Source organism: Paenibacillus sp. BIHB 4019, from assembly GCF_002741035.1.
Lineage (GTDB): Bacteria > Bacillota > Bacilli > Paenibacillales > Paenibacillaceae > Pristimantibacillus.
Map to the genome: position 1 here is coordinate 882,515 of NZ_CP016808.1, position 24,149 is coordinate 906,663.

The 24,149-nt window shown below is 50.5% G+C and carries 21 protein-coding genes and 1 riboswitch; of the genes, 3 read left to right on the forward strand and 18 right to left on the reverse strand.

Annotated elements, in window-relative coordinates; genetic code table 11:
- Positions 1 to 14: 14 nt before the first annotated feature.
- Together BBD42_RS03830 and BBD42_RS03835 are read right to left on the reverse strand one after the other, a co-directional pair.
- The gene (locus BBD42_RS03830) at positions 15 to 1,433 is read right to left on the reverse strand and encodes an FG-GAP repeat domain-containing protein (RefSeq protein WP_099517071.1); all 1,419 of its coding nucleotides are present in this window, start codon (positions 1,431 to 1,433) and stop codon (positions 15 to 17) included.
- 52 nt (positions 1,434 to 1,485) lie between these two features.
- Positions 1,486 to 2,592, reverse strand: coding sequence for a polysaccharide deacetylase family protein (locus tag BBD42_RS03835; RefSeq protein ID WP_237163361.1), 1,107 nt, complete (start codon positions 2,590 to 2,592; stop codon positions 1,486 to 1,488).
- A gap of 344 nt (positions 2,593 to 2,936) precedes the next feature.
- Here BBD42_RS03835 and BBD42_RS32540 point away from each other — a divergent pair, with 344 nt between their 5' ends.
- The gene (locus BBD42_RS32540) at positions 2,937 to 3,059 is read left to right on the forward strand and encodes a hypothetical protein (protein WP_257790764.1); all 123 of its coding nucleotides are present in this window, start codon (positions 2,937 to 2,939) and stop codon (positions 3,057 to 3,059) included.
- Between the two features lie 377 nt (positions 3,060 to 3,436).
- Here BBD42_RS32540 and purD read toward each other — a convergent pair whose 3' ends face one another.
- The 12 genes from purD to purE form a co-directional block, all read right to left on the reverse strand.
- A complete protein-coding gene (purD, locus tag BBD42_RS03845; RefSeq protein WP_099517073.1) occupies positions 3,437 to 4,702 on the reverse strand; it encodes a phosphoribosylamine--glycine ligase in 1,266 nt (421 codons plus the stop codon).
- A gap of 15 nt (positions 4,703 to 4,717) precedes the next feature.
- Positions 4,718 to 6,268: a bifunctional phosphoribosylaminoimidazolecarboxamide formyltransferase/IMP cyclohydrolase gene (gene purH, locus BBD42_RS03850; RefSeq protein ID WP_099517074.1), complete on the reverse strand. Its 1,551-nt coding sequence runs from the start codon at positions 6,266 to 6,268 to the stop codon at positions 4,718 to 4,720.
- Between the two features lie 69 nt (positions 6,269 to 6,337).
- Entirely contained in the window at positions 6,338 to 6,964 is a 627-nt protein-coding gene (gene purN / locus BBD42_RS03855) for a phosphoribosylglycinamide formyltransferase (protein ID WP_099517075.1), read from the reverse strand.
- Entirely contained in the window at positions 6,964 to 8,007 is a 1,044-nt protein-coding gene (gene purM, locus BBD42_RS03860) for a phosphoribosylformylglycinamidine cyclo-ligase (protein WP_099517076.1), read from the reverse strand. Before purM ends, purN begins: the two co-directional genes overlap by 1 nt.
- Positions 8,008 to 8,130: 123 nt before the next feature.
- On the reverse strand, positions 8,131 to 9,609 hold the full coding sequence (gene purF, locus BBD42_RS03865) for an amidophosphoribosyltransferase (protein ID WP_099517077.1): 1,479 nt from the start codon (positions 9,607 to 9,609) through the stop codon (positions 8,131 to 8,133).
- The gene (purL, locus tag BBD42_RS03870) at positions 9,594 to 11,837 is read right to left on the reverse strand and encodes a phosphoribosylformylglycinamidine synthase subunit PurL (protein ID WP_099517078.1); all 2,244 of its coding nucleotides are present in this window, start codon (positions 11,835 to 11,837) and stop codon (positions 9,594 to 9,596) included. Before purL ends, purF begins: the two co-directional genes overlap by 16 nt.
- The gene (gene purQ / locus BBD42_RS03875; RefSeq protein WP_099517079.1) at positions 11,815 to 12,510 is read right to left on the reverse strand and encodes a phosphoribosylformylglycinamidine synthase subunit PurQ; all 696 of its coding nucleotides are present in this window, start codon (positions 12,508 to 12,510) and stop codon (positions 11,815 to 11,817) included. The genes purL and purQ overlap by 23 nt, the downstream gene beginning before the upstream one ends.
- Before the next feature lie 3 nt (positions 12,511 to 12,513).
- On the reverse strand, positions 12,514 to 12,756 hold the full coding sequence (gene purS, locus BBD42_RS03880) for a phosphoribosylformylglycinamidine synthase subunit PurS (protein WP_056030616.1): 243 nt from the start codon (positions 12,754 to 12,756) through the stop codon (positions 12,514 to 12,516).
- A 191-nt stretch (positions 12,757 to 12,947) separates the two neighbouring features.
- On the reverse strand, positions 12,948 to 13,847 hold the full coding sequence (locus BBD42_RS03885; RefSeq protein ID WP_099517080.1) for a phosphoribosylaminoimidazolesuccinocarboxamide synthase: 900 nt from the start codon (positions 13,845 to 13,847) through the stop codon (positions 12,948 to 12,950).
- 16 nt (positions 13,848 to 13,863) lie between these two features.
- Positions 13,864 to 15,159 carry an adenylosuccinate lyase gene (purB, locus tag BBD42_RS03890; RefSeq protein ID WP_056030629.1) on the reverse strand — a complete coding sequence of 432 codons (1,296 nt, stop codon included), beginning with the start codon at positions 15,157 to 15,159 and terminating at the stop codon, positions 13,864 to 13,866.
- 4 nt (positions 15,160 to 15,163) lie between these two features.
- Positions 15,164 to 16,348, reverse strand: coding sequence for a 5-(carboxyamino)imidazole ribonucleotide synthase (gene purK / locus BBD42_RS03895; protein WP_099521438.1), 1,185 nt, complete (start codon positions 16,346 to 16,348; stop codon positions 15,164 to 15,166).
- Positions 16,348 to 16,833, reverse strand: a complete 486-nt coding sequence (gene purE / locus BBD42_RS03900; protein WP_046231578.1) for a 5-(carboxyamino)imidazole ribonucleotide mutase — start codon at positions 16,831 to 16,833, stop codon at positions 16,348 to 16,350. Before purE ends, purK begins: the two co-directional genes overlap by 1 nt.
- A 213-nt stretch (positions 16,834 to 17,046) precedes the next feature.
- Positions 17,047 to 17,146, reverse strand: a riboswitch (purine riboswitch).
- A gap of 314 nt (positions 17,147 to 17,460) precedes the next feature.
- On the opposite strand from purE, the gene BBD42_RS03905 reads away from it, so the two are divergent.
- Entirely contained in the window at positions 17,461 to 17,730 is a 270-nt protein-coding gene (locus BBD42_RS03905) for a hypothetical protein (RefSeq protein WP_150131505.1), read from the forward strand.
- Between the two features lie 28 nt (positions 17,731 to 17,758).
- The gene (locus BBD42_RS03910; RefSeq protein WP_099517082.1) at positions 17,759 to 18,364 is read left to right on the forward strand and encodes a DJ-1/PfpI family protein; all 606 of its coding nucleotides are present in this window, start codon (positions 17,759 to 17,761) and stop codon (positions 18,362 to 18,364) included.
- Between the two features lie 249 nt (positions 18,365 to 18,613).
- Here the strand turns inward: BBD42_RS03910 and BBD42_RS03915 are convergent, their stop codons facing one another.
- The 4 genes from BBD42_RS03915 to BBD42_RS32135 form a co-directional block, all read right to left on the reverse strand.
- Positions 18,614 to 19,111 (reverse strand): SMI1/KNR4 family protein, encoded by a 498-nt coding sequence (locus tag BBD42_RS03915; protein ID WP_099517083.1) that lies wholly within the window; start codon positions 19,109 to 19,111, stop codon positions 18,614 to 18,616.
- Entirely contained in the window at positions 19,108 to 21,405 is a 2,298-nt protein-coding gene (locus BBD42_RS32130) for an HNH endonuclease (protein ID WP_237163362.1), read from the reverse strand. The genes BBD42_RS03915 and BBD42_RS32130 overlap by 4 nt, the downstream gene beginning before the upstream one ends.
- 148 nt (positions 21,406 to 21,553) lie before the next feature.
- Complete coding sequence (locus BBD42_RS03925) at positions 21,554 to 21,994, reverse strand: hypothetical protein (RefSeq protein ID WP_099517084.1); 441 nt, start codon at positions 21,992 to 21,994, stop codon at positions 21,554 to 21,556.
- A gap of 85 nt (positions 21,995 to 22,079) precedes the next feature.
- Complete coding sequence (locus tag BBD42_RS32135; protein ID WP_237163363.1) at positions 22,080 to 24,140, reverse strand: hypothetical protein; 2,061 nt, start codon at positions 24,138 to 24,140, stop codon at positions 22,080 to 22,082.
- Between the last annotated feature and the right edge of the window lie 9 nt (positions 24,141 to 24,149).

Here is a 24,149-nt window from a genome sequence, read left to right on the forward strand (position 1 = left end):
ACCCACTTTTTCCATTAGTCCGGCCTCGGTACCAGCAATTCCGGCAGTTGATCCTTGTTCAGCTGCATCGCATAAAACAGCTGGCGATCACTGATATCCATCGTTCCTGGCGGAGCAAGCTGCTGTGCAAAAATGTACACCAAGCCCGCATAATTGAACACGACATTGTAAGAGCGGTCTGTCTCCTTCCACTCTTCCTGGATGCTGCCCCATTTCGTTAATGGAACCGCATATAATGTGCCAATCTCGGTCTTGTAGCCGGTTTTTTCATTCCAATATTCAAAGGTGACGAGCCCATATTCCCGGTGGACTTCCGGGCTTCTCAGCGTATAGCGGCCCTTCCACTGATTCGGAATCGTAAAGCTGATTTGGTAGCTGTTACTCGTAAACTCTTCCTTGATCGACTTGAAGCCCTTGTCTCCATCCCATTGCAGCCACTCGTTCACCCACAGCATGCCGGCATAAGGGAGATCCGGATAGCCTGCTGGCTCTTTAGGCCGCGATAGCTCGATAATGCCATCACCGTTAATATCTTCATTTTGCGTCGGCGTTCCCGACACGAGCGCATTTCCATATTCGCCCTGCTCGGATAACGCAACAGGCCGCAGCTTGCCTTTTTCCCATACATACATAAACGTATACATCGAATGGGCGCCTACCGCAGCTTCCAATACGATACCCGTATGCCGCTCGGAAATTTTGCCAATCAGCAGCCGGTCATAGTTAATGACATCATTGCTAAGATCGAGCTGCTGGAGCGCATGAAGCTTGCCCTTTGTCCATTCATATACCGTCAGCTTATAGTTCGGCAGCTGCACTTCCTGATTCGCCCAATCCCCCGTAACGACCGCCAGCTCCAGCTTTCCATCTCCGTTCAGATCGCCTGCTTCCGCGTACAAATAAGGCAGGGAATCCTCCGGCTCAAGCACAAGCTTGCCTTCCTCATTGCGCACTGGCGTTTGGCTAAGCGAATACAGCTCGACCATATTGGAGCCATCATAGGAGCCGATCCAGCCGACGGCCAAATCGAGCTTGCCATCCTTGTCATAATCGCTTACTTTCATCCAGTCCATGCGCATCGATAAAGGCTGCTGAATCGTATAATAAGGCTTCCAGGTGTTGCCCCGGTAGCGGAGCAGCATTAGCTCAGGAGAGCTGTATTCATTGTTAAAAGAAACGAGCGCCTCGTCTATGCCATCGCCATCTACATCGAGCAGGCGCACGGCGCCAAGGTTGTCATCCCGCATCGGAAGCGCAAGCTGCGCATGAGGCGGCAAAGCTTTCTGCACAGCCTGAACGAGTGCCTGCTTGTCCGAGGCGATAGTAGGCTTTTCAAGCAAATCCGCAGGAGCCGCCGTATAACGGCAGCCTGTTGCTAATAAACAAAGCAAGGCGGCTGCAAGCAGCGCCCCGCTTATTTTGGATATAAACAATCGCTTAAGCCTCCTTAGACATACGGCCCGAAGGCAAATCGGAATTAAGGCATTAAGGCATTTCGTCAATCGTAACAAACGTATAGCCTTTCTTCTGCAAGCTATCAATGACGTCTGGCAGCATGTCTACCGTGTTTTTAATCCCTTTGCCTCCAAAAGAATGCATCAGTATTATACCACCCGGCTTCGTATGCTCGCTAATGTTCTTCTTCATCACAGCTACAGACGTTCCCGCCCAGTCACGGGTATCTACATTCCAGCTTACCAATTCTCTTCCTTTATCCTTCATTAGCTGCTTAACGGTGCTATTCACAGCTCCATACGGGGCGCGCACCAAATTTGGAGTAAAGCCGACTACATCTTTGATCAGCTTATCCGTCGTGGTGATTTCATCCCATATTTGATTCTTGGTCAGCTTCGTCAAATCTTTATGATGAGTCGTATGATTGCCAATCGTATGGCCTTCGTCCACTATGCGCTGAAGCACCTCGGGGTCCTTCTTCACTTGAACGCCGACTACGAAGAAAGTTGCTTTAATGCCCTTCTTTTTCAGGATATCCAAAATCGCTGGTGTATAACGGTTATCTGGCCCATCATCAAAGGTTAAGGCGACAAGCTTCTGCTCCTTATCCGGCTTGCTTGTTTCCTTCTCTCCTTGCGGAGACGCCGAAGGCGTTGGCGTAGGAGACGGCTTGCTCGTTGGCGTAGGCGAGCTTGAAGGCTTAGTTGTATATGTACTGGACGTTACGCTTTTTCCCGGTTTGGAACCTTCTCCTTGCGTTTTTCCGCCAGTGCTACTGGTTGTGCCTGATGTACCGGAACCATTCGAAGTACCGGATACAGCGTCCGTTCCTTTCTGAGGGGAATGGGAATCATCAGTGCTCACCGGATGGCTTGCCGTGTCTGTACCGCTGCTTGTTCCTTCCGACAACGTCGGATGGTTAATATGGATAGTATCCTCGGATGAAGTGCCCTGCTGGATGTTTGCGCTGCCCTCTTTGCCAGGCATAAGAACCTCCAGGCTCGATGAAGCCTTATTCCCGCAGCCGCCAAGCCATAAGGCTAGTGCTACAAGCAGAAAGCTTGCAATTGCTAGTTTTCGTTTTGTTCTCTTGCGCGTCTTCATGCTGCTTACTCTAGTTCGTGTGTTATACTTCATCCGATTCACCCTTCTATTCCCTGCTGATAGATTTATCTTATCGCATTCATAGACGCAGTGCGTTACAAATTAGTTACACCTTTCGCCCGCATTTGACAGCAAAATAACCTCCCAATTGCATGCTATAATGAACCTCTAGAATATGGAAAGGAGACGCCTATGAAAATAAGACTATCAAACAAGCTAGTATTGGCTGTTCCCGTTGCTATCGTAACAAATAGCACTATACAAGTAAAAAATGGAGCGACTTCGGCTCTCGTGTTACTAGAGCGTGAATGCAAAAGCAAGCGATTCAGCTCCTGATTATAGCCACCGCCATACTCTTGGTTTCAGGGGCTGGCCTCTTGAACAAAGTTAGACAAGTTAGACTTGGCGGACACAGCAGCCGCTATTTCAACCAAATCAAGGGTTATGGCATCGGGCTGCGGACTCAGAAGAAGCTAATGCGCTTTCAAAAGCCATTTTGACGATATAATGAGGGGAATAACGGCGTCCCTGTCCGCGTGCGGCCTCAAATCGGATTGAAAGCCAGAATAGCGGAACCTCAGTCCTTCAAAAAGAGCAGTGAGCTTCCGAGCTGATGGCCTCGGCCACAGCAGTCTCTGCAACAGTGCTTTTACCCGCAGCGGACTCAGCGATATTCGCATAATGGGATTGTATAAACCATTAAATCGGCAGAGAAAATGGGCCTCGAATAACGCTAAACAAAGAATAGAGAGCCGACTCCGGTTTGCACACATACCCTAGTAAATCCATGATTAAATTAAAAAAAGCCGCACATAGGCGGCTTCAAGCTTTATAAATTTATTTCATATTAGGAATGACTACGTAGGTGAAAAGAAGCTTAAACCAGCGCTTTCGCCGCAATATCCGAACGGCTCTGCATGCCTTCGAAATGAATAACGCCCACCGCATCATAAGCACGAGCACGCGCTTCTGCGATGTCACGGCCGCGGCCGACAACGCCTAGCACGCGTCCGCCACTCGTTACGAACTGGCCGTCCTTCTCAGCTGTTCCAGCATGGAACACAAGCGCGCCTTGCGCTTCGGCTTTCGCCAGCCCTTCAATGACGCGGCCTTTCGGATACGAAGCCGGATAGCCTTCGGAAGCCATAATGACGCAGACCGCTGCTTCATCGCTCCACGTAATATCAAGCTGCTCCAATCTGCCGTTTAGCGAAGCAAGTACGATGTCGACAAGATCGGTTTCCAGACGCGGAAGCACAACCTGTGTTTCCGGATCGCCCATGCGTGCATTAAACTCAATCGTTTTCGGGCCATCCTTCGTAATCATCAGTCCGGCGAACAATACGCCGCGGAACGGGCGGCCTTCGCTGACCATCGCTTTCGCCGTTGGAATAATAATGTTTGCAATCGACTCGTCGATAATCGCCTGATCAATATGCGGAAGCGGCGTATAGGTGCCCATACCGCCCGTATTCGGGCCTTTATCGCCGTCGAAAATCGGCTTGTGGTCCTGTGCCGGCACCATCGCCCGCACCGTCTCGCCGTCTACAAACGCAAGGATGGACATTTCCTGTCCTTCCAAAAACTCCTCGATCACGATTTGGTTGCCCGCATCGCCAAACACTTTGTCCAGCATCGCTTCTTTCAGCGCCTGCTGCGCTTCTTCCATCGTGAATGCCACGGTTACGCCCTTGCCTGCTGCAAGCCCATCCGCCTTAATGACAATTGGCGTCTGCTGTGTCTGCAAATAAGCGGAAGCCGCTTCATATTCGGTGAACGTCTCATATTTAGCTGTCGGAATATTGTATTTCTTAAGCAAATTTTTCATGAAAATTTTGCTGCCTTCAATTTCCGCCGCCGCTTTATTCGGTCCGTATACCGGAATTTGATGCGCTTCGAACGCATCGACGATGCCGTCCGCGAGCGGATCATCCGGGCCGATGAATACGAGATCAACAGCCGCATCCTTCGCGAACTCTACCAGCTCGTCAAATTGATTGACAGCCAGCGGCACGCATTCCGCGAGCTGCGCAATGCCCGCATTGCCCGGCGCACAATAAATGTGCTGAACCTTCTCGCTTTTTTTCAGCGCCCATACGACCGCATGCTCCCGGCCGCCTCCGCCTACTACTAAAATCCGCATCTTGTCAGCTCCTTCTTAATGCTTGAAATGACGAACGCCAGTCAGTACCATGGCAATGTTGTTTGCATTTGCTGCGGCAATCGATTCGGCATCTTTAATAGATCCGCCCGTTTGGATAATCGCCGTAATGCCAGCTTTAGCTGCCAGCTCAACGGTATCGCCCATTGGGAAAAAGGCATCCGATGCCAGTACAGCGCCAGCGGACTGCGCACCAGCCTGCTCGATTGCGATGCGAGCAGCGCCTACGCGGTTCATTTGGCCTGCGCCTACGCCAATCGTCATATTATTTTTCGCCAGCAAAATCGCATTCGATTTCACATGCTTCACGACTTTCCAGCCGAACAGCAATTGCTTGAGCTCTTCCTCAGTCGGCTTGCGATCGGTTACGAATTGCAGGTCCGCTTCGGTCAGGCTGCGAACATCGCTTTCCTGTACGAGCATGCCGCCGTCAACCGTCGTCACGAGCAGCTCAGGCTTGCGGTCAGCCGCAGCAACGGAAAGCTCGCCGAGCTTCATGAGGCGAATGTTTTTCTTTTTCGTCAAAATATCAAGCGCTTCCGGCGTAAAGTCCGGGGCAATAATAATTTCAAGGAATATTTGGCCCAGCAGCTCAGCTGTATCTGCGCCGATCACGCGGTTCGCCGCAACGATGCCGCCAAAGATGGAAGTCGGATCAGCCGCATACGCTTTTTGATAGGCTTCATGAATGTCAGTGCCCGTACCTACGCCGCAAGGATTCATATGCTTAACGGCAACTACGGCCGGCTCATCAAATTCCTTTACAATCGCGAGCGCAGCGTTTGCGTCATTAATGTTATTGTAGGACAGCTCTTTGCCGTGCAATTGCTCAGCTGTCGTAATGTTGCCTGCCGAAGCGAGCGGCTTGCTGTAGAAAGCAGCCTTCTGGTGCGGGTTTTCGCCGTAGCGGAGATCCTGTACTTTTTCGTAAGTAACAGTATAGCTTTCTGGAAGCTCTTCGCCTGTCTGCTTGGACAAATATTCAGCAATCAGCGTATCGTAAGCAGCCGTATGGCGGAATACTTTCGCCGTCAAGCGCTTGCGCGTTTCAAGCGTCGTGTCGCCGCCTGCTTTGACTTCTTCCAGCACAGCCGCGTAATCCGCCGCGTCTACGACAACGGTAACGAATGCATGGTTTTTCGCAGCAGAGCGCAGCATTGTCGGACCGCCGATATCGATGTTTTCAATCGCATCCGCATATTCCACATCGGGCTTCGCAATCGTCTGCTTGAACGGGTACAGATTCACAACAACGAGGTCGATGTAGCTGAGGCCCAGCTCTTCCATCACCTTCTGGTGTTCTGCATCGTCGCGCACAGCGAGCAGGCCGCTATGAACAGCAGGATGCAGCGTTTTGACGCGTCCATCCAAAATTTCCGGGAAGCCCGTTACATCGGAAATGCCGATGACCGGAATGCCCTCTTTTTCCAGCAAGCTGAACGTTCCGCCTGTCGAAATAATTTCTACGCCTTGGCTTGCCAGCTCACGCGAAAACTCCACAATACCCGTCTTATCAGATACGCTGATTAATGCTCTACGAATAGCCATTCCACAAAGCCCTCCTTTTTGTCTTAACCCGGTTACGCTCTAACCACTTTTATCACTATGAAAGCCCAATCACTCAGCTTGCTTGTTCACATCAATCCGCACCAAACGTCCGTCCAAATGCACCCGTCCGCCAGCAATTTGCCGCACAACCTGCGGAAGCAGCTGCTGCTCGGCCGCATGAATGCGTACCGCTAGCTCGCCTTCTGTCTCGCCGTCTGCAATTCCGACTGCCTGCTGGGCAATAATCGGGCCGCTGTCGAGGCCGCCGTCCACATAATGCACGGTGACGCCCGTCAGCTTTACGCCGTAATCAAGCGCCTGGCGAATCGCATTAATGCCGGGAAACGCTGGCAGCAACGAAGGATGGATATTGATCATCCGCCCATAGAAAGGCTCTACCAGCACGGGCGTAATAATGCGCATATAACCTGCCAGTACAATAAGCTCAATGCCACGGCGCTCAAGCTCCGCCAAAATCACGCTGTCATGCGCTTCGCGCGACGGATAGTCCTTCGGCTTAAAAACGAACGTTTCTACGCCAGCCTTGCGCGCCCGCTCGATAACCGGCGCAGACGGCTTATCACAAACAAGAAGCTCGATAGTTGCATCGAGCTCCCCCTGCCATGCCGCATCGGCCAAAGCTTGAAAATTTGTGCCTTGACCAGATGCAAATACGGCTATACGCTTCGCTGCCATTACACCGTCGCTCCTGTAAACGTGACGATGCGGCTGCCTTCCGTTACGGTTCCAATGCGGTAAGCTTTCTCGCCAAGCTCATTTGCTACGCGAAGCGCTTCTTCCGCTTCATCAGCCGGTACAACAACTACGAGGCCAATTCCCATATTAAACGTCGTGAACATGTCACGATTCGTAATCGAACCTTTTTCCTGCATGAGGCCAAAAATGTTGTGGATCGGCCAAGAGCCGTATTCAACATTGACGTTCACGCCTTCCGGCAATACGCGCGGAATGTTCTCGATGAAGCCGCCGCCAGTAATATGCGCCATGCCCTTCACCTTCACTTGCTCAATCAGCTTAAGCGCCGATTTCACATAAATGCGCGTTGGCTCGATCAATACATCGCCAAGCTTCGCGCCATCAAGCTCTGCCAGCTCCTGATCAAGCGCATAACCGCTTTCTTCCAGCAGCAATCTGCGAACGAGCGAATAGCCATTGCTGTGAATGCCGCTTGACGCAAGGCCAATAACTGCGTCTCCGGGCGCAATGGTCGTGCCATCGATGATTTTTTTCTTATCGACAACGCCGACCGTAAAGCCCGCGATATCGTATTCGTCGCCTTGGTACATGCCCGGCATTTCGGCAGTCTCGCCGCCGATCAGGGCGCAGCCTGCCTGTACGCAGCCGTCTGCAATGCCTTTAACTACCGCTTCGATTTTCTCCGGCACAACTTTGCCGCAAGCGAGGTAATCGAGGAAGAACAAGGGCTCAGCGCCTTGTACAATGATGTCGTTGACGCACATGGCAACCGCATCGATACCGATCGTGTCATGCTTGTCCATTGCAAAAGCCAGCTTCAGCTTTGTGCCAACGCCATCGGTTCCTGATACGAGCACCGGCTCCTCATATTTATTCTTGTCTAAGCCGAACAGGCCGCCAAAGCCGCCAAGATCTGTCAGCACTTCAGGACGGAACGTCTTCTTGACATGCTTCTTCATTCTTTCGACCGCTTCGTTGCCAGCCGCTATATCGACGCCAGCTTTTTTATACGCTTCTGCCACATCGTTCAACCCCTTTATCGTAGCCGCCAAGCCGGCACGCCTGAACCAGGCGTGCACGCATGCAGCACTATTAATCCTAATTACACAAGCAAAGCTTTATGCTGCAGCCAGACTGCCTTAAGTCTAGCAGCTGCAGCTTTTGTCCGATTCCTCATCCACAGGCGTCGGGTAATCATTATCAAAGCAGCCAAGGCACATGCCGCGGTTATAAGCGCCGTCATTGCCGCCAACCGAATCAATAAAGCCGCTGTCGCTAAGGAAGGACAGCGAATCTGCATTGATCAATTCGCAAATTTCCTGCACGGTGCGGGAAGAAGCAATAAGCTCATCGCGGCTTGGCGTATCAATGCCGTAGTAGCAAGGGTTTTTGAAAGGCGGCGATGTAATTCGCACATGCACTTCCGTCGCTCCCGCCTCACGCAGCATATTGACGATCCGGCGCGACGTCGTGCCGCGAACGATCGAGTCGTCAATCATGACGACGCGTTTGCCTTCTACGACTTTGCGCACGGCAGACAGCTTCATCTTCACGCCCTGCTCGCGCAATTCCTGCGAAGGCTGGATGAACGTACGTCCGGTGTATTTATTTTTGATAAGTCCAAGCTCATAAGGAATGCCCGTCTGCTCCGCATAACCGATTGCTGCGGAAATACTGGAATCCGGCACACCCGTTACGATATCAGCATCGACGAACGATTCCATCGCGAGCTGCTTGCCCATCCGCTTGCGCGCGGAATGAATATTGATTTCATGAATGTCGCTGTCAGGACGGGCAAAATAAATATATTCCATCGCACAGGTCGCCCGGCGCGTCACTTCTGCATAACGATCCTCTTTCATGCCATCCTGATCAAAAATAAGCAGCTCGCCCGGCTGAACGTCACGCAAATATTCGGCACCAATCGATTCAAAGGCGCACGACTCGGAGGAAAACACATAACCGTCACCGATGCGGCCGACCACGAGCGGACGAAGTCCGTTCGGATCAGAAGCGACCAGCAGCTTGTCGTTCGTCATAATCAGGAAAGCGAAGCCTCCAACAATACGTTGCAGCGCTTCTTTCGCTGCCGTCACAAAATCCTTCGGCGAGCGGGCGATCAAATGCGCAATAACCTCGGTATCGCTCGTCGTCTGGAAAATAGAGCCCAGGTTTTCCAGCTCCTTGCGGATTTCCGGCGCATTTACGATATTGCCGTTCGTCGCTACCGCAAGATCGCCATCGCGATAGCGGAAGATCAGCGGCTGCGCATTCGCCAGCTTGCTCTCTCCCGCTGTCGAATAGCGCACGTGGCCGATGGAGCGATCGCCAGGGAGCCCCGCTAGGCGCTCCTTGTCGAATACTTCCTTGACGAGTCCCATGCCGCGGTGATAGCTGAACCGATTGCGGTCCGTCGTATCGACGGTGCAAATGCCGGCAGACTCCTCGCCGCGATGCTGCAGCGCATGAAGGCCATAGTAGGAAAGCGATGCTGCGTCTGCATGGTTAAAGACACCGAAGACGCCGCATTCCTCGCGCAGCTTGTCGAAGAAATCTTCTCTACCGCCGCCTTGATTATAATAATCGCCTGACCAAAGCTTAGGCTGCTTTATTTCATCAGACATGGAATCGCATCCTTCCAGACCTTCTCCAGTTGTTGTACCGGCGCCTGAATGCCGGATTTGCCGTTGATGCTGATCGAAAGAGCAGCTCCTTTTACCGAACCGATTGCCGCGTGGGCAACGCCTTGCTCAGACAGCAATGCTTGCAGCGCTGCTGCTTGCTCCGGCTTCGCCGACAGCAAAATACGCGATTGCGATTCGCTGAACAATGCATGATCAGCGCGCAGCTCTGTATTTACATTAACTTCTGCACCAAGCTTGCCGCTTATGCAGGATTCTGCCAGCGCAGCCGCAATACCGCCTTCGGACAAGTCATGCGCCGAAGCGACCAAGCCGCTTTGAATCGCGCTCAGCACAGCGCCGAGCATCTTTTTCTCAACAGCTAGATCAATAACCGGAGGACGGCCTTCGTTCACGCCTTGCAGCACGTATTGCAGCTCGCTTCCGCCCATTTCGGCTTTCGTTTCGCCGACGAGAATGATAACGTCGCCTTCGTTTTTGAAGCCTTGAGTCGTAATATGATCGATATCATGAACGAGACCTACCATGCCGATAACCGGCGTCGGGTAAATCGCGCCTTTTGCATTTTCGTTGTACAAGCTGACGTTGCCGCCGATAACTGGCGTTTCCAATACGCGGCAAGCCTCGGACATGCCGTCTGCCGATTTCTCGATCTGCCAGAATACATCCGGCTTCTCTGGGCTGCCGAAGTTCAGGTTGTCCGTAATGGCCAGCGGCTCTGCACCGGAACAAACGATGTTGCGCGCAGCTTCCGCTACGGCAATGCGTCCGCCCACTTCTGGATCAAGGTATACATAACGGCTGTTGCAGTCCGTTGTCATCGCGAGTGCCTTGCGTGTACCGTTAATCGTAACGACTGCTGCGTCCGAACCCGGTTGTACCGCTGTCGACGTACGCACCATGTAGTCGTATTGATTGTAAACCCACTCTTTGCTGGCCACCGTTGGCGAAGCGAGCACTTTCTCAAGCGCAGCTGTCAAATCCGTTACTTCTGGATAAGCCGTTGTATCGATTGCAGCATTTGCACTGTAATAAGCAGGCTCCTGCGAAGGCTTGTCATAAACCGGACACTCGTCAACGAGCGCTGTTACCGGCATATCTGCCACTTGCTCGCCTTGGTGGAACAAGCGGAGACGTCCGTCATCCGTTACTTTGCCGACTTTGGCGCAAATGATGCCCCAACGGTCGAAAATCTCTTTCGCCTGCGCTTCATGCTGCGGCTCTACAACGAAGAGCATGCGCTCTTGCGATTCGGATAGCATCATTTCGTAAGGCGTCATGCCTGTTTCGCGCTGCGGCACTTCATCAAGGTACAGCTCAAGGCCGTTGCCGGCTTTCGAAGCCATTTCGGCGCTGGAGCAAGTTAGGCCAGCTGCGCCCATATCTTGAATACCAAGCACGATGCCGGAATCGATCAGCTCTAGTGTCGCTTCCATAACGAGCTTCTCCATAAATGGATCGCCGACTTGAACCGCCGTACGCTTCTCTTCGGATTCCTCGGACAGCTCGACCGAAGCAAAGGTTGCGCCGTGAATGCCGTCGCGGCCAGTTGCCGGACCGACATAAAATACCGGGTTGCCTACGCCTTTAGCGACGCCGCGCTGGATTTTATCATGATCGATGAGGCCCACGCACATCGCGTTAACAAGCGGATTGCCCTCGTAGCTCTCATCGAACATCACTTCGCCGCCAACGGTCGGAATGCCGATACAGTTGCCGTAGCCAGCGATGCCGCTAACGACATTTTCAAACAAATATTTAACGCGCTCATTTTCAAGACGGCCAAAACGCAAGCTGTTCATCAAAGCAACAGGACGTGCGCCCATGGAGAAAATGTCGCGGATAATGCCGCCTACACCTGTAGCTGCGCCTTGGTAAGGCTCAACCGCGGATGGATGGTTATGCGATTCGATTTTGAATACGACCGCTTGATTGTCGCCAATATCCACGATACCTGCGCCTTCGCCTGGTCCCATCAGAACTTTAGGTCCAGTGATCGGGAATTTTTTCAAAATCGGCTTGGAGTTTTTGTAAGAGCAATGCTCCGACCACATGACGCTGAATACGCCGATCTCCGTATAGTTTGGCTGGCGGCCAAGAAATCCGCAAATCAGCTCATATTCATAATCCGTTACGCCGAACTGCGTATAAATCCGCTGATCCGCGATTTGTTCCGCTGTCGGTTCCTTAGCTGTTAACTGCTGCGCCATGCTGTTCCCTCCATGCATTCAAAATCGATGTAAACATTTTTTTGCCGTCCTCTGAACCGAACAATTGGTTGATTGCACGCTCTGGATGCGGCATCATGCCGACTACGTTGCCGCGCTCGTTGCTCACGCCCGCGATGTTCGATACCGATCCGTTCGGATTGGTGTCGCCCGCATAGCGGAAAATAATTTGCTTGTTCGCTTCCAGCTGTGCCAGCGTCGCGTCGTCGCAATAGTAGTTGCCTTCTCCGTGGGCGATCGGGATGTTGATAATATCGCCTTGCGCATACTGATTTGTGAACGGGTTGCCATTGTTCACCACTTCCAGCGGCGTCTGATGGCAGCGGAATTTGAGGCCGCTGTTGCGAATCAAAGCGCCTGGCAGCAAGCCTGCTTCCGTAAGAATTTGGAATCCGTTGCAAATGCCGAGGATAAACTTGCCTTCCTCCGCCGCTTTTTTCACTTCATTCATGACAGGAGCAAAACGCGAAATCGCGCCGCAGCGCAGGTAATCGCCGTAGGAGAAGCCTCCTGGCACCAAAATCGCGTCAAAACCGGAAAGATCCGTCGATGTATGCCATACATACTCTACCTTTTGGCCAATCGCTTCCTCTACCGCCTTGTAACAATCAATATCACAGTTGGAACCTGGAAAAACCAGAACCGCAAACTTCATCGCCTATCCCTCCAGCTCAAAACGGTAATCTTCAACGACCGTGTTCGCAAGCAGCTTCTCGCACATTTCCTTGATGCGCTTCTCCGCTTCGCTGCGGTCGATTGCGCCCAGCTCTAGCTCCAAATATTTGCCGATCCGCACTTTTTCCACTTCGGCAAAACCCATCGAATGCAATGCTCCTTGTACAGCTGTTCCTTGCGGATCAAGTACATTTTCCTTGATTGTTACGTAGACGGTTGCTTTCATTGTTGGCCTCCTGATAATGAAAATAATAATGTAGCGTTCACGCTGCTTCGCTTTTCTTCTGCTTTAGGCGAGCACCCCACAGGCTCCCTCCAGCAAAATCGCTTTGCTTTTATCGTTTTGCTTGTATCGCTGTTGATCTATCTCTTTAGCTTTCACTTGCTGGCTTCAACGCTGCTGCCTGTGCGAAAAAGCTAGTAGCTTTCCGCATCTGTCAAGCGGCGGTAAATATCCTGATACCGCTTCGTCGTCTCTTCGACAACCGCTTCCGGCAGCGGATCTGGCTTGCTGTTCTTGTCCCAATCCGAGCCGAGCAAATAGGTGCGCACCGGCTCCTTGTCCATGCTGTCGATCTCGATGTCATAGGCGTAATTGCCCTCTGCCCAGAAGCGCGAGGAATCTGGCGTGAAAATCTCGTCAATGAGAATCACTTTGCCGTCAATCAGGCCGAATTCGAATTTGCAATCGGCAAGAATGATGCCGCGCTCGGCGCAATAAGCGTGAGCGAACTCGTAAAGCTTGATGCTACGGTCGCGCAGCTCTTCGGAAAGCTCGGCGCCAACCAGCTCCTGCATCCGCTCAAACGGGATATCCTCGTCGTGGCCGACGTCGTTTTTCGCCGCTGGCGTAAAAATCGGCTGCGGAAAACGCTCATTTTTGCGCATGCCTGCCGGAAGCTCGATGCCATTGATCGCAGACGTTTGCTGATATTGTCTCCAGCCGCCGCCTGTGATATAGCCGCGCACGACACATTCAATATCAATACGCTCCGCTTTGCGAGTAACCATAATCCGGTTGCGAAGCAGCTCAGGCTCCGTAATAAGCTCGCCCAGCTTGTCCACATCGGTATGCACGACGTGGTTCGTCTGGATCGAAGCCGTCTGCTCAAACCAGAAAGCCGACAGGCGGTTGAGCACATTGCCTTTCTCTGGCACAGCCGGGTCAAGCACATAATCAAATGCCGAAATGCGATCCGTTACCACGATCAGAAAATGCTCGCCCAGATCGTAAAGCTCTCTAACCTTCCCCTTGTACAGCAGGGGCGCTTTCACATACGGCTCAGCAGTGGACAAGCTTTGAGATATTGCAGTCATTCGCCAGTAAGCCTCCTTAGTTCAATCCAAGACGGGTGAAAATCGTATCCACATGCTTCAAATGCCATGTCGGGTTAAAGCAATCGTCGATCTCTTCCGTCGACAGAAGCTCGGTAATTTCCTTCGTCGATTCAATAATGTCGCGGAATTGGCGCTGCTCTTCCCAAGCCTGCATGGCACGCGGTTGAACGGTGTCATATGCCTGCTCGCGGCTGAAGCCTTTGTCGATCAGCTTCGTCATGACGCGGCCGGAGAACGGCACGCCGAACGTACGCTGCATGTTGCGCTTCATATTTTCAGGGAATACTTGCAGATTGTTGATAATGTTGCCCAGACGATTCAGCATGTAGTTCAGCAGCATCGTAGCATCCGGCAAAATAACGCGCTCTGCGGACGAATGGCTAATATCGCGCTCATGCCACAGCGGAATGTTCTCGTAAGCCGTGAGCATATGTCCGCGAATAACTCTCGACAAGCCGGAAATGTTCTCGCAGCCGATTGGGTTGCGTTTGTGCGGCATAGCCGATGAACCTTTTTGGCCTTTGGCGAAAGGCTCTTCCACCTCGCGGAATTCGCTCTTCTGCAAAGCGCGGATTTCCGTAGCGAACTTGTCCAGCGACGAAGCAACGAGCGCCAGTGTGCCCATGTACTCCGCATGGCGGTCACGCTGCAGCGTTTGCGTCGAGATTGGCGCAGCTTTCGTGCCCAGCTTGTTGCAGACGAACTCTTCTACGAAAGGATCGATGTTCGCGTAAGTGCCGACAGCACCGGAAATTTTGCCGTATTGCACGCCATCAGCTGCATGGAGGAAACGCTCCAGGTTGCGCTTCATCTCTTCGTGCCACAATGCCATTTTGAGGCCGAAGGTAGTTGGCTCAGCATGAACGCCATGCGTACGTCCCATCATCGGCGTATCTTTGTACTGAATCGCCTTCTCGCGCAAAATCGAGATGAAACGCTCAATATCCTTTTGCAAAATCGCATTGGCTTGCAGCAGCAGGTAGCCCGTTGCCGTATCTACAACATCCGTCGATGTCAGGCCGTAATGCACCCATTTGCGCTCAGGGCCAACCGTTTCGGATACAGCGCGCGTAAAGGCGATAACGTCATGGCGCGTATCCTGCTCGATTTCATAAATGCGGTCGATGTTGAAGCTCGCGTTTTTACGAAGCTCTTCCACGTCCTCCTTCGGAATAATGCCCAGCTCCGACCAAGCCTCGCATGCGCAAAGCTCAACCTCCAGCCATGCTTGGAACTTATTCTCCTCGGTCCAAATCGCTCTCATTTCCGGTCTGCTGTAACGCTCTAACATGTAGCTACTCCACCTTCCAAATTGTTGTTTCATCTATCCATTGCAGCGCTGCTTCCACATCAGGAGCAAGCACGTTAATGTGGCCCATTTTTCTTTTGTGAACGGCGTCCTTCTTGCCGTACAGATGCAGCTTCGGCGTTACACCAAGGCGCTCTGCCGCTTCATCCCGAGTGCCAAAACGCTGAATGACCGGCTCTACATGCTGGCCGAGCACATTCACCATTACGACTGGCGTCAGCAGCTCCGTACGGCCAAGCGGCAAATTGCATACCGCCCGCACATGCTGCTCAAACTGCGACGTATGTGCCGCTTCCATCGTGTAATGTCCGCTGTTATGCGGCCTTGGCGCCAGCTCATTCACATACAGCTCACCGTCAGCCGTCAAAAACAGCTCAACGGCGATTAATCCGACAGCGCCCAGCCCTTCGGCGATTTGCATCGCCAGCTGCTCCGCTCTGCGCTGAATGCCCTCATCGATCCGTGCCGGTACAATCGACAGATGCAGAATGTTATCGATATGGATGTTTTCCGACGCAGGGAATGCTGTAACCTCGCCCTGCGGGCTGCGCGCTGCAATGACCGACAGCTCTTTTTCAAAGGAGATGAATTTCTCCAGTACCAGCTCGGTTCCAGCTCGGCTAAGCGTTTCGTACGCCTCGTCGATCTCTTCGGCGGAGCGGATGACCCATTGCCCTTTGCCGTCATAGCCGCCCGTCGCTGTTTTTAATACACATGGCAAGCCTAAACGTTCAGCTTCTATATGAAGCTCCTCGCTGCTGCGAATTTCGCTGTAAGGGGCAACCTTTACGCCCGCCGCCTCAATCGCCCGCTTCTCCCGCAGCCGATGCTGCGTCGTATAAAGCAGCTTGCTGCCTTGCGGCACATAAGACTCCTTCATCAGCATTGCGGCAACTTCCGCATTCACATTTTCAAATTCATACGTAATGACATCCGAACGCTGCGCCAGCTCGCGCGCTGCCTCATGATTGTCATAAGCGCCGACTACTTGGTCCGCGACTTGTCCGCAAGGCGAATCCACCGCAGGATCAAGCGCGACGAATCTGTAGCCCATTGCGCTGCCTGCGAGCGCCATCATCCGGCCCAATTGCCCGCCGCCGAGTACGCCGATTGTGCTGCCTGGCAGCAGCGTGCGGATGTTATCCGGCCGCTGCTTGTCTGCCTCAGCCATCATAGCGTCTCACTGCTTTCCAGCACTTCCTGCTTAACGCGCTCGCGCCGTGCGATCACGCGTGCCTGAATGTCCGGATCGAATGCCCCGAGCATCTGAGCAGCCAGCAGTCCGGCATTCGTGCCGCCTGCATTGCCGATCGCGACAGTCGCAACCGGAATGCCGCCAGGCATTTGCACGATGGACAGCAGCGAGTCTAGGCCGCTGAGATTCGACGATTTGACAGGAACGCCAATAACCGGCAGCACCGTTTTGGCGGCGACCATGCCGGGAAGATGTGCAGCTCCGCCAGCCCCCGCGATAATGACCTTAAGTCCGCGCTCCGCTGCCGTTTCCGCATATTCAAACATTAAATCGGGCGTTCTGTGCGCCGATACAACCTTTTTCTCATAAGGAATTTGAAGCTCTTCCAGCACATCGCAAGCCAGTTTCATTGTATCCCAATCCGACTTGCTGCCCATGATGACGCCTACCTTCGCAGACATGCGTTCAAACCTTCTTTCATCTATATAATATGAAAACCATATAAAACCGTAACCGAAACTTTCCTTATTCTCTAAACTGCCCGATTCCAACAGAAAAATCCCGACAGCTACCGTAAGAGTATTAATCATACGTATGCTGCGGGACCCGAGCCAAGCGCACAGCGCAGCCTCCCGTCTTCCGGGAACCGCATGGCGCTCTTTATGCCTGAAGTAGGTCGCTTCAAGCTTGCTCGTAGTCCGAAAATTGTGGTTTTCGGGTAGAAACTTTCGGGCCAATCCCCGAGATTATACGAGACCAACACTATAATGAACGGATTGCTCCGCTTCTGACCTCTTCCAGTTTATCTAATCCCCACGGGGCTGTCAACAAAATACGAACGTTAAAAAGAGTAGCTTTTATTAAAGTTCGTTTTTGGCAGGTAAAATATCATAATATGACAGGAATTTACTCGGGATTACGCACAGACAGCTATAAGAGAAGTGGATTTATGGGAGAAATATTCGCAGTGCTAAGCCTATTTGTCTAGAGGAGTTTCCTAGAGATCGCAGAATAACACAGTAACAGATTCAAATAACCTCCAAGGAGAGCTTGGGGCAGTCACGCTTGATTCTCGTAAAAAAGTGGTTTTGCACAAAAATATCGCTTGGTCTAATGCCCTCTCCATCTATCATCAAATTGCCTATCTTGGAACTTCAAAACAAGTCATTCGCAAACTTGATCTATCCGAGAGCTCTACCGCGCCAGAAACGCTCGATCCCGTCATGCTGCCATTGCCAGACAACGCTTCCGATATGTCATGGTCGCCTATGCAAAATCAAATCGTTTACACGACCGACGCACAACCAAGCGGAAATGAATTTAGAGTGATTAATGTTCCAGATGAGCTGCTGCAATAATATAGGAAGAAGCGGAGGAAATACAGCAATGGAAAATTACAAAGTGGGCATTCTTTTGTTTAATGAGGTGGAGGTGCTTGATTTTGCCGGCCCTTTTGAGGTTTTTGCAGTAACAACGCTGAACTGGGGACAGGAGGATGCCTATCACCCGTTCCAAGTATCGACAATTTCTGAAAATGGGGCGCTTGTGACGGCGAAGAATGGCCTTAAGGTGACCCCCGATTACAGCTTCGCTGATGCTCCTGTATTTGATGTCCTCGTTATTCCTGGCGGCATGGGCACACGCCACGAGATTCATAATAAAGTGCTGCTTGCGTGGATTAAACAGCAGAGCGAACAGGTGAAGTGGATGACTTCTGTCTGTACGGGAGCGTTTCTGCTTGCAGAAATCGGCTTACTGAACGGCAAGCGGGCGACGACACACTGGGCAAGCATCGAACGCATGCGGACGCAGTTCCCTCAGACGACAATCGTCGAAAATGTAAAGTATGTAGATGAGGGGAATGTCATTACCTCGGCTGGCATTTCCGCAGGCATCGAGATGTCGCTGCATATGGTGGGTCGGATTTTAGGCCCACAGGCCGCTAGAAATACGGCTAGATCGATGGAGTATGACGGACGGTACGAGCTATAGCTGACATTAACCTCACAGAATAAGTTTAGAGCTGCGTCTAGAAATGGACGTGCAACACCTGCTGAAAAACGAAGACTATTACGGCATGTCCGTCTCTCCAATCGGCAAAAACAGGCTGCTGGATAAGATTTTTTAATTGGTTTTATCAAATTCAAAAGACCCACATGAGGAGCCTTTTTCTAGGAGTCCTTCATGTGGGTCACTATTCATTAGATCGCTTATTTAGATGCTAGTACCCTTCTGGTACGTTTAATCTTGACTTTCGCGTAATTTTCCCAAAAATGCTGTGAAGGACTCGGCAATATAGAAAATGTTCCTTCTTGCTGTCTCCTCCGCCTGTTCCTCACTCATACCTTCATTATTTATTAAAACAGCCTTTTCTGCGGCACCTTCATGATTCCAAAATACAACCGATGGGTTTTCATTATTTTTTTGGTAATCGAAACAGATTAAATTCCCACCGGGATCAAAGGCAAAAGGAATTACCTTCTCAGGAAGTGTATCCACATAATCATGGAACACATTGACGATAAATTCATCATCATCTTGATCATAGGTTATTAAGTTTCCGAACACTTTTTCCTTTCCCGCTACTTCAAACAATTCCGGGCTAACACGCGCCCCGTTATTTTCCAAAACACATTCTATATAATCAACAGGAAATTCCACTCCTAATTGCTGAGCCGCTGCTTCCACTGCTTCTTTTGTTACTGGTTCATCTGGCGATCTCCATTTAATATTGCTCATCTAATCCCATCTCCCCACAACGAATTTCCACCTAAATGATTTACTTTATGCGTAGTCGATACTACTAATTGCATTTTACCAGGAACCTGATGGTGGTGCCAGGTTAATCCTTTTATTCTAGCCTCACCGTTATATATATCTTGAAGTTGTTTAGCAGTAAACAGTTCTTTCGAGACGCTGCCATTCTCTATGGCCTCTTTTAAAGCATTTGTACATGCTTTAAATTGCTTTTCATCCGATAACACGAACATATCCTTGTCTAATTTCATTTGAAATTTCACGGAATCTCCCTTGAATATAGGAAATCCAAGAACGTCATAATCAACACCCTTCACGTGCGTACCTCCTGCTAATGATTTGTTCAGAATATTATTGCTAGGCGAATCATTTAAATAATTATCAACTAGTCCTACTACCTCTTTAAATTCTTCAATACTATCATAGCCGTATTTTTTAATTGTAGTATTATCTACAACCTTCAGAAAGTCCTCAATGCTATCATAGCCTTTAGGAACAACCGATCTATTTATCAAGTTCCCTTGCTTGTCGTAATCACTTCGTATTACTTCATCTATTTCAGTCCTATGAACAGTACTCCCTTTTCCCTCAGCCTCTTTCTTGAGTCTATCCATCTCTTCCAGATAGCGCTTCTGAACTTCTGTTTTTGGGACATCTATGGACGAATTCCCTTTTGAAAAGTCATCTATCCATCGTATTCCTTCAGGTGTTACAACCTGAGGGTTCAAATTAATCCCTAGACCTTTTTGTCCCCCAGCAGGTGCAGCCTCAGGAATCTTCGGAGTATTTAGCTTAAGCCCTACTTCTGGCTTCACCTTGAATGGGGTCACTAGACCAGCAACACCCAACACATCTAGCAAATGCTCTTTCGAGCTTGGATCTTCCGGTGCAAATGCCCCTTTAACCGTTCCCCATATACCTAGACTTAAATAATCCGCATAAGCAGACACTGACTCATTCCGATTCGCCGTTCGATCTTCATGTTCCTTCCAAAACGCTCCAGGTACACTGATCAAGCCCATCGTCGCGTTATTAAAAAAGTCATAAACGGAGTCGTTACTCTTGTTGGCACGTTCAACATGAGCATTATACAAATCTTGCCCAATTTCGGCAATACTACTTCCCATCTTCTTAATGGATTCCCATTCCACCGTACCCTGAGCCTTTAGCTTCTCCCATGCTATTTCATACGTACGAAGCAAATCCTTACCATACTTCTCCGTTACTCCCTTTGTTTCCTCTACTTCCGGCTTCTTGAGCGGCGTGTCATATCGGCTTAATGCCTGCATGCTCTGTAAAACCGTGAGCAAATTTGTCATACCGCTTTTCACTTGCCCCTGCTGCGCATCATTTACAAGGCCGATGGCGGCATTTTTAAGCGTTTGCTGCAGCGCATGAATTTCCTTGAGCTGCACCTTTGCCAGTTCACCCATCGGACCCGGCGTTTGCGCCATCATCACCATAAATAAATAACGTGCATTGTCTGGCAGCGGCACCCGCGTTGTCATGTCCCCTTCCAGCGCAAACGACGGATCATAGTCACATGCCAGCAGCGGCACCTGCTTGAAATAACTCGTCATATTCACGTTGGGGGCAAAATAAATTTCCGCTACGCCTAGCGCCTTCAGCTTCTCCCGGCTGATTTCCGCCTGCTTGTGCATCTCCGCCATTAGCAAATGATTCCCAAACTGCTTGTACACCGCATACGCCGTTTGCGCCTTTGCTATCAGATCCCGCTCGGCAAATATCGCTTCCAGCTTCATTTCCGCATCCAGCTTCTCCGCCGCAGTCGCTCCTTGCAAGCCTGCGACCCGCCGCAGTTCCTTCACCAACGGATCGCTGGACCAGCGGTCCCGACTGGCCTGCGGCAATATCCGGTCGATTAGATTCGTCACCATCGGACGGAAAGCGACAGGCACGGGCGTGTAGCTGCCACCGCCTGTCGTCCCTACCCGCTTCAACAGGTCAAAACGCTCCAGTCCGCTGAGTCCCTTCGCCAGCTGCTTCGCTTCCTGCGCCGCTTCCGCCTGCACTCGCTCGATGCCCTTCAGCGCTTTGCTGATCACTTCTGTCATCTGCTCCGCTTCCTGCGTTAAACTCGTCAGTTGCCTTTGGATCTGCTCCAGACTCCCGAGTACTGGCAAGGGGCGATCCCAGCTCGCGATCTTCCCGCTCACGCGCCGCCGAAGCGCATCTGTGTCTGCTCCGATTCGCACAATCTGCTGCTGCAGGCGCTTCACTTCATCGGGTTTAAATACAACCTGCTTACTTGCCATTTCACACCTCCTCGTTTATTCTCTCTATCTCCCCGTGCCTTGAAAATCATTGCGCACCGAGAAGCTCGATTCAAACATCGCTAAATGACCATACTGTCACGTATGGCCAAGCTTTATATTAATAAATCTATTTCTAGAAAAATAATCTTCATTTATTTCTTGCAACAACAAAATTAGCAAGAGCCTCTTTACTTTGCAAAATATTGTTACTTATAAAAAGCAAAAAATCAAACTCCTCGGGATCAGAATCATACATCACCATTCCTGGATCAATATATGGTTCATATATAATTTCACAAATCAAATCGTTTTGGTTTATAAACTGAAACTTCCTCGTTTTTTTATCAATATAGATATTTGAACATTCGAAATTACTTTTACAAATTTTATATTCTTTATTATCTATCAAAAAAAATGCATCATCTTTTTTCACAAAAACACCTACCAGAGCTTCATTTTCCGCAAATCCTGAAATCCCCTGTTCTTGTCTATCAACTGCTTCTTTATCTACAATCCTATAGTCACTCCCACTCCAAATTGTATATTTTTTGTACTCCGAATAATTTCGTAATATGATTTCATTACTCATAAAACCAATCCTTTCAAAATTAACTGAATTAACCTTTGTATTTTAAAAATCAATAAATTGAGTTAACTATTGTTAGTAGTTAATATTAATGATCGATTCCTAACAATGTATTAATAACTTCATCTTTCCTCATTGCACCTTCAATGACCGCATTCCACACTGCTTTATCAGAAACTTCAGGATTAATTTTTTCCATCTTTATCTTAATGTTTTGGAATAACCAATCTGCATCAGGCCCAATTGGATTACCGTATTTTTTAATATTCCGTTTTTCCAGTTCAACTACTTCTTCTGCTGCCATAGCTTTTCTAGCTGCAACCTTGTCATGATTTCTCATCTCTACAACAGTTTTAGCTATTTCTTCGGCAGATGAACCATTAGCTTTCATATCAGCTATTCTAGCCTCTATTTTGTTAGTTTGCTCTAAATATTCTTTTCTGATTATCTGATTATCTTTGGCTTTATTAACATCTTTAAAATCAATGTTTGAATAAGCCGTCCCTTCTTTAGGCAGATACCCATATGCACCTGAAGGATCAGGATAAATGTCATCAAGTACCTTTGGTTTTACTTTTTCAATTGGAATCCCCTCTCCAGTTGCTCCAACACCAGTTTTAACCTTCACCTCAGGTGAACTATCAGGAATCTTCGGAGTAGACGGCTTATGCTCTACTATTGACTTCCCCTTGAATGGAGCCATGAGACTAAGAATACCCAACACATTTAACAAATGCTCCTTGGAATTCGGATTTTCCGGGGCAAATGCTCCCTGTACCATCCCCGTTAGACCCAAGCTCAAATAATCCAAATATGCAGACACCGATTCATTCTTATTCGCCGTCCGATCAACGTGCTCCTTCCAGAATGCTTCGGGCACACTAAGCAAGCCCATCGTCGCGTTGTTAAAAAAATCATAGACCGAGTCATTGCTCTTATTGGAACGTTCTACATGAGCATGATATAAATCCGTTGCCACTTCAGCTATGCTATTTCCGGTTTGCTTGATTGCAGCCCACTCCACTGCCGCTTGGTTTTTCAAAAAGGTCCAGTTCAGTTCAAGTGTCCGCATCGCATCCTGTCCAAACTTCTCCAGTACGCCCGGTTTTTCCTCGACGATGACTTCCTTTGGTGGAGGGTCGTATTTGCTTAATGCCTGCATGCTCTGCAAAATCGTCAGCAGCTGCAGCAGCCCGCTTTTCACTTTCCCCTGCTGTACATCCGTTACTAATCCGCCAGCAGCGTCCCGAATCGTTTGCTGCAGCTGATGAATTTCTTTGAGCTGTACCTTTGCCAGTTCACCCATCGGACCCGGCGTTTGCGCCATCATCACCATAAACAAATAGCGTGCATTGTCTGGAAGCGGCACCCGCGTCGTCATATCCCCTTCGAGCGCAAACGACGGATCATAGTCACATGCCAGCAGCGGCACCTGCTTGAAATAACTCGTCATATTCACGTTGGGGGCAAAATAAATTTCCGCTACGCCTAGCGCCTTCAGCTTCTCCCGGCTGATCTCCGCCTGCTTGCGCATCTCCGCCATCAGCAGATGATTCCCAAACTGCTTGTACACCGCATACGCCGTTTGCGCCTTTGCTATCAGATCCCGCTCGGCAAATATCGCTTCCAGCTTCATTTCCGCATCCAGCTTCTCCGCCGCAGTCGCTCCTTGCAAGCCCGCGACCCGCCGCAGTTCTTTCACCAACGGATCGCTGGACCAGCGGTCCCGACTGGCCTGCGGCAATATCCGGTCAATCAGATTCGTTACCATCGGACGGAAGGCGACAGGCACGGGCGTGTAGCTGCCACCGCCTGTCGTCCCTACCCGCTTCAACAGGTCAAAACGCTCCAATCCGCTGAGTCCCTTCGCCAGCTGCTTCGCTTCCTGCGCCGCTTCCGCCTGTACCCGCTCGATGCCCTTCAACGCTTTGCTGATCACTTCCGTCATTTGCTCGGCTTCCTGCGTCAAACTCGTCAACTGCCTTTGGATCTGCTCCAGACTCCCGAGCACTGGCAAGGGGCGATCCCAGCTCGCGATCTTCCCGCTCACGCGCCGCCGCAGCGCATCTGTGTCTGCTCCGATTCGCACAATCTGCTGCTGCAGGCGCTTCACTTCATCGGGTTTAAATACCACTTGCTTACTTGCCATTTCACACCT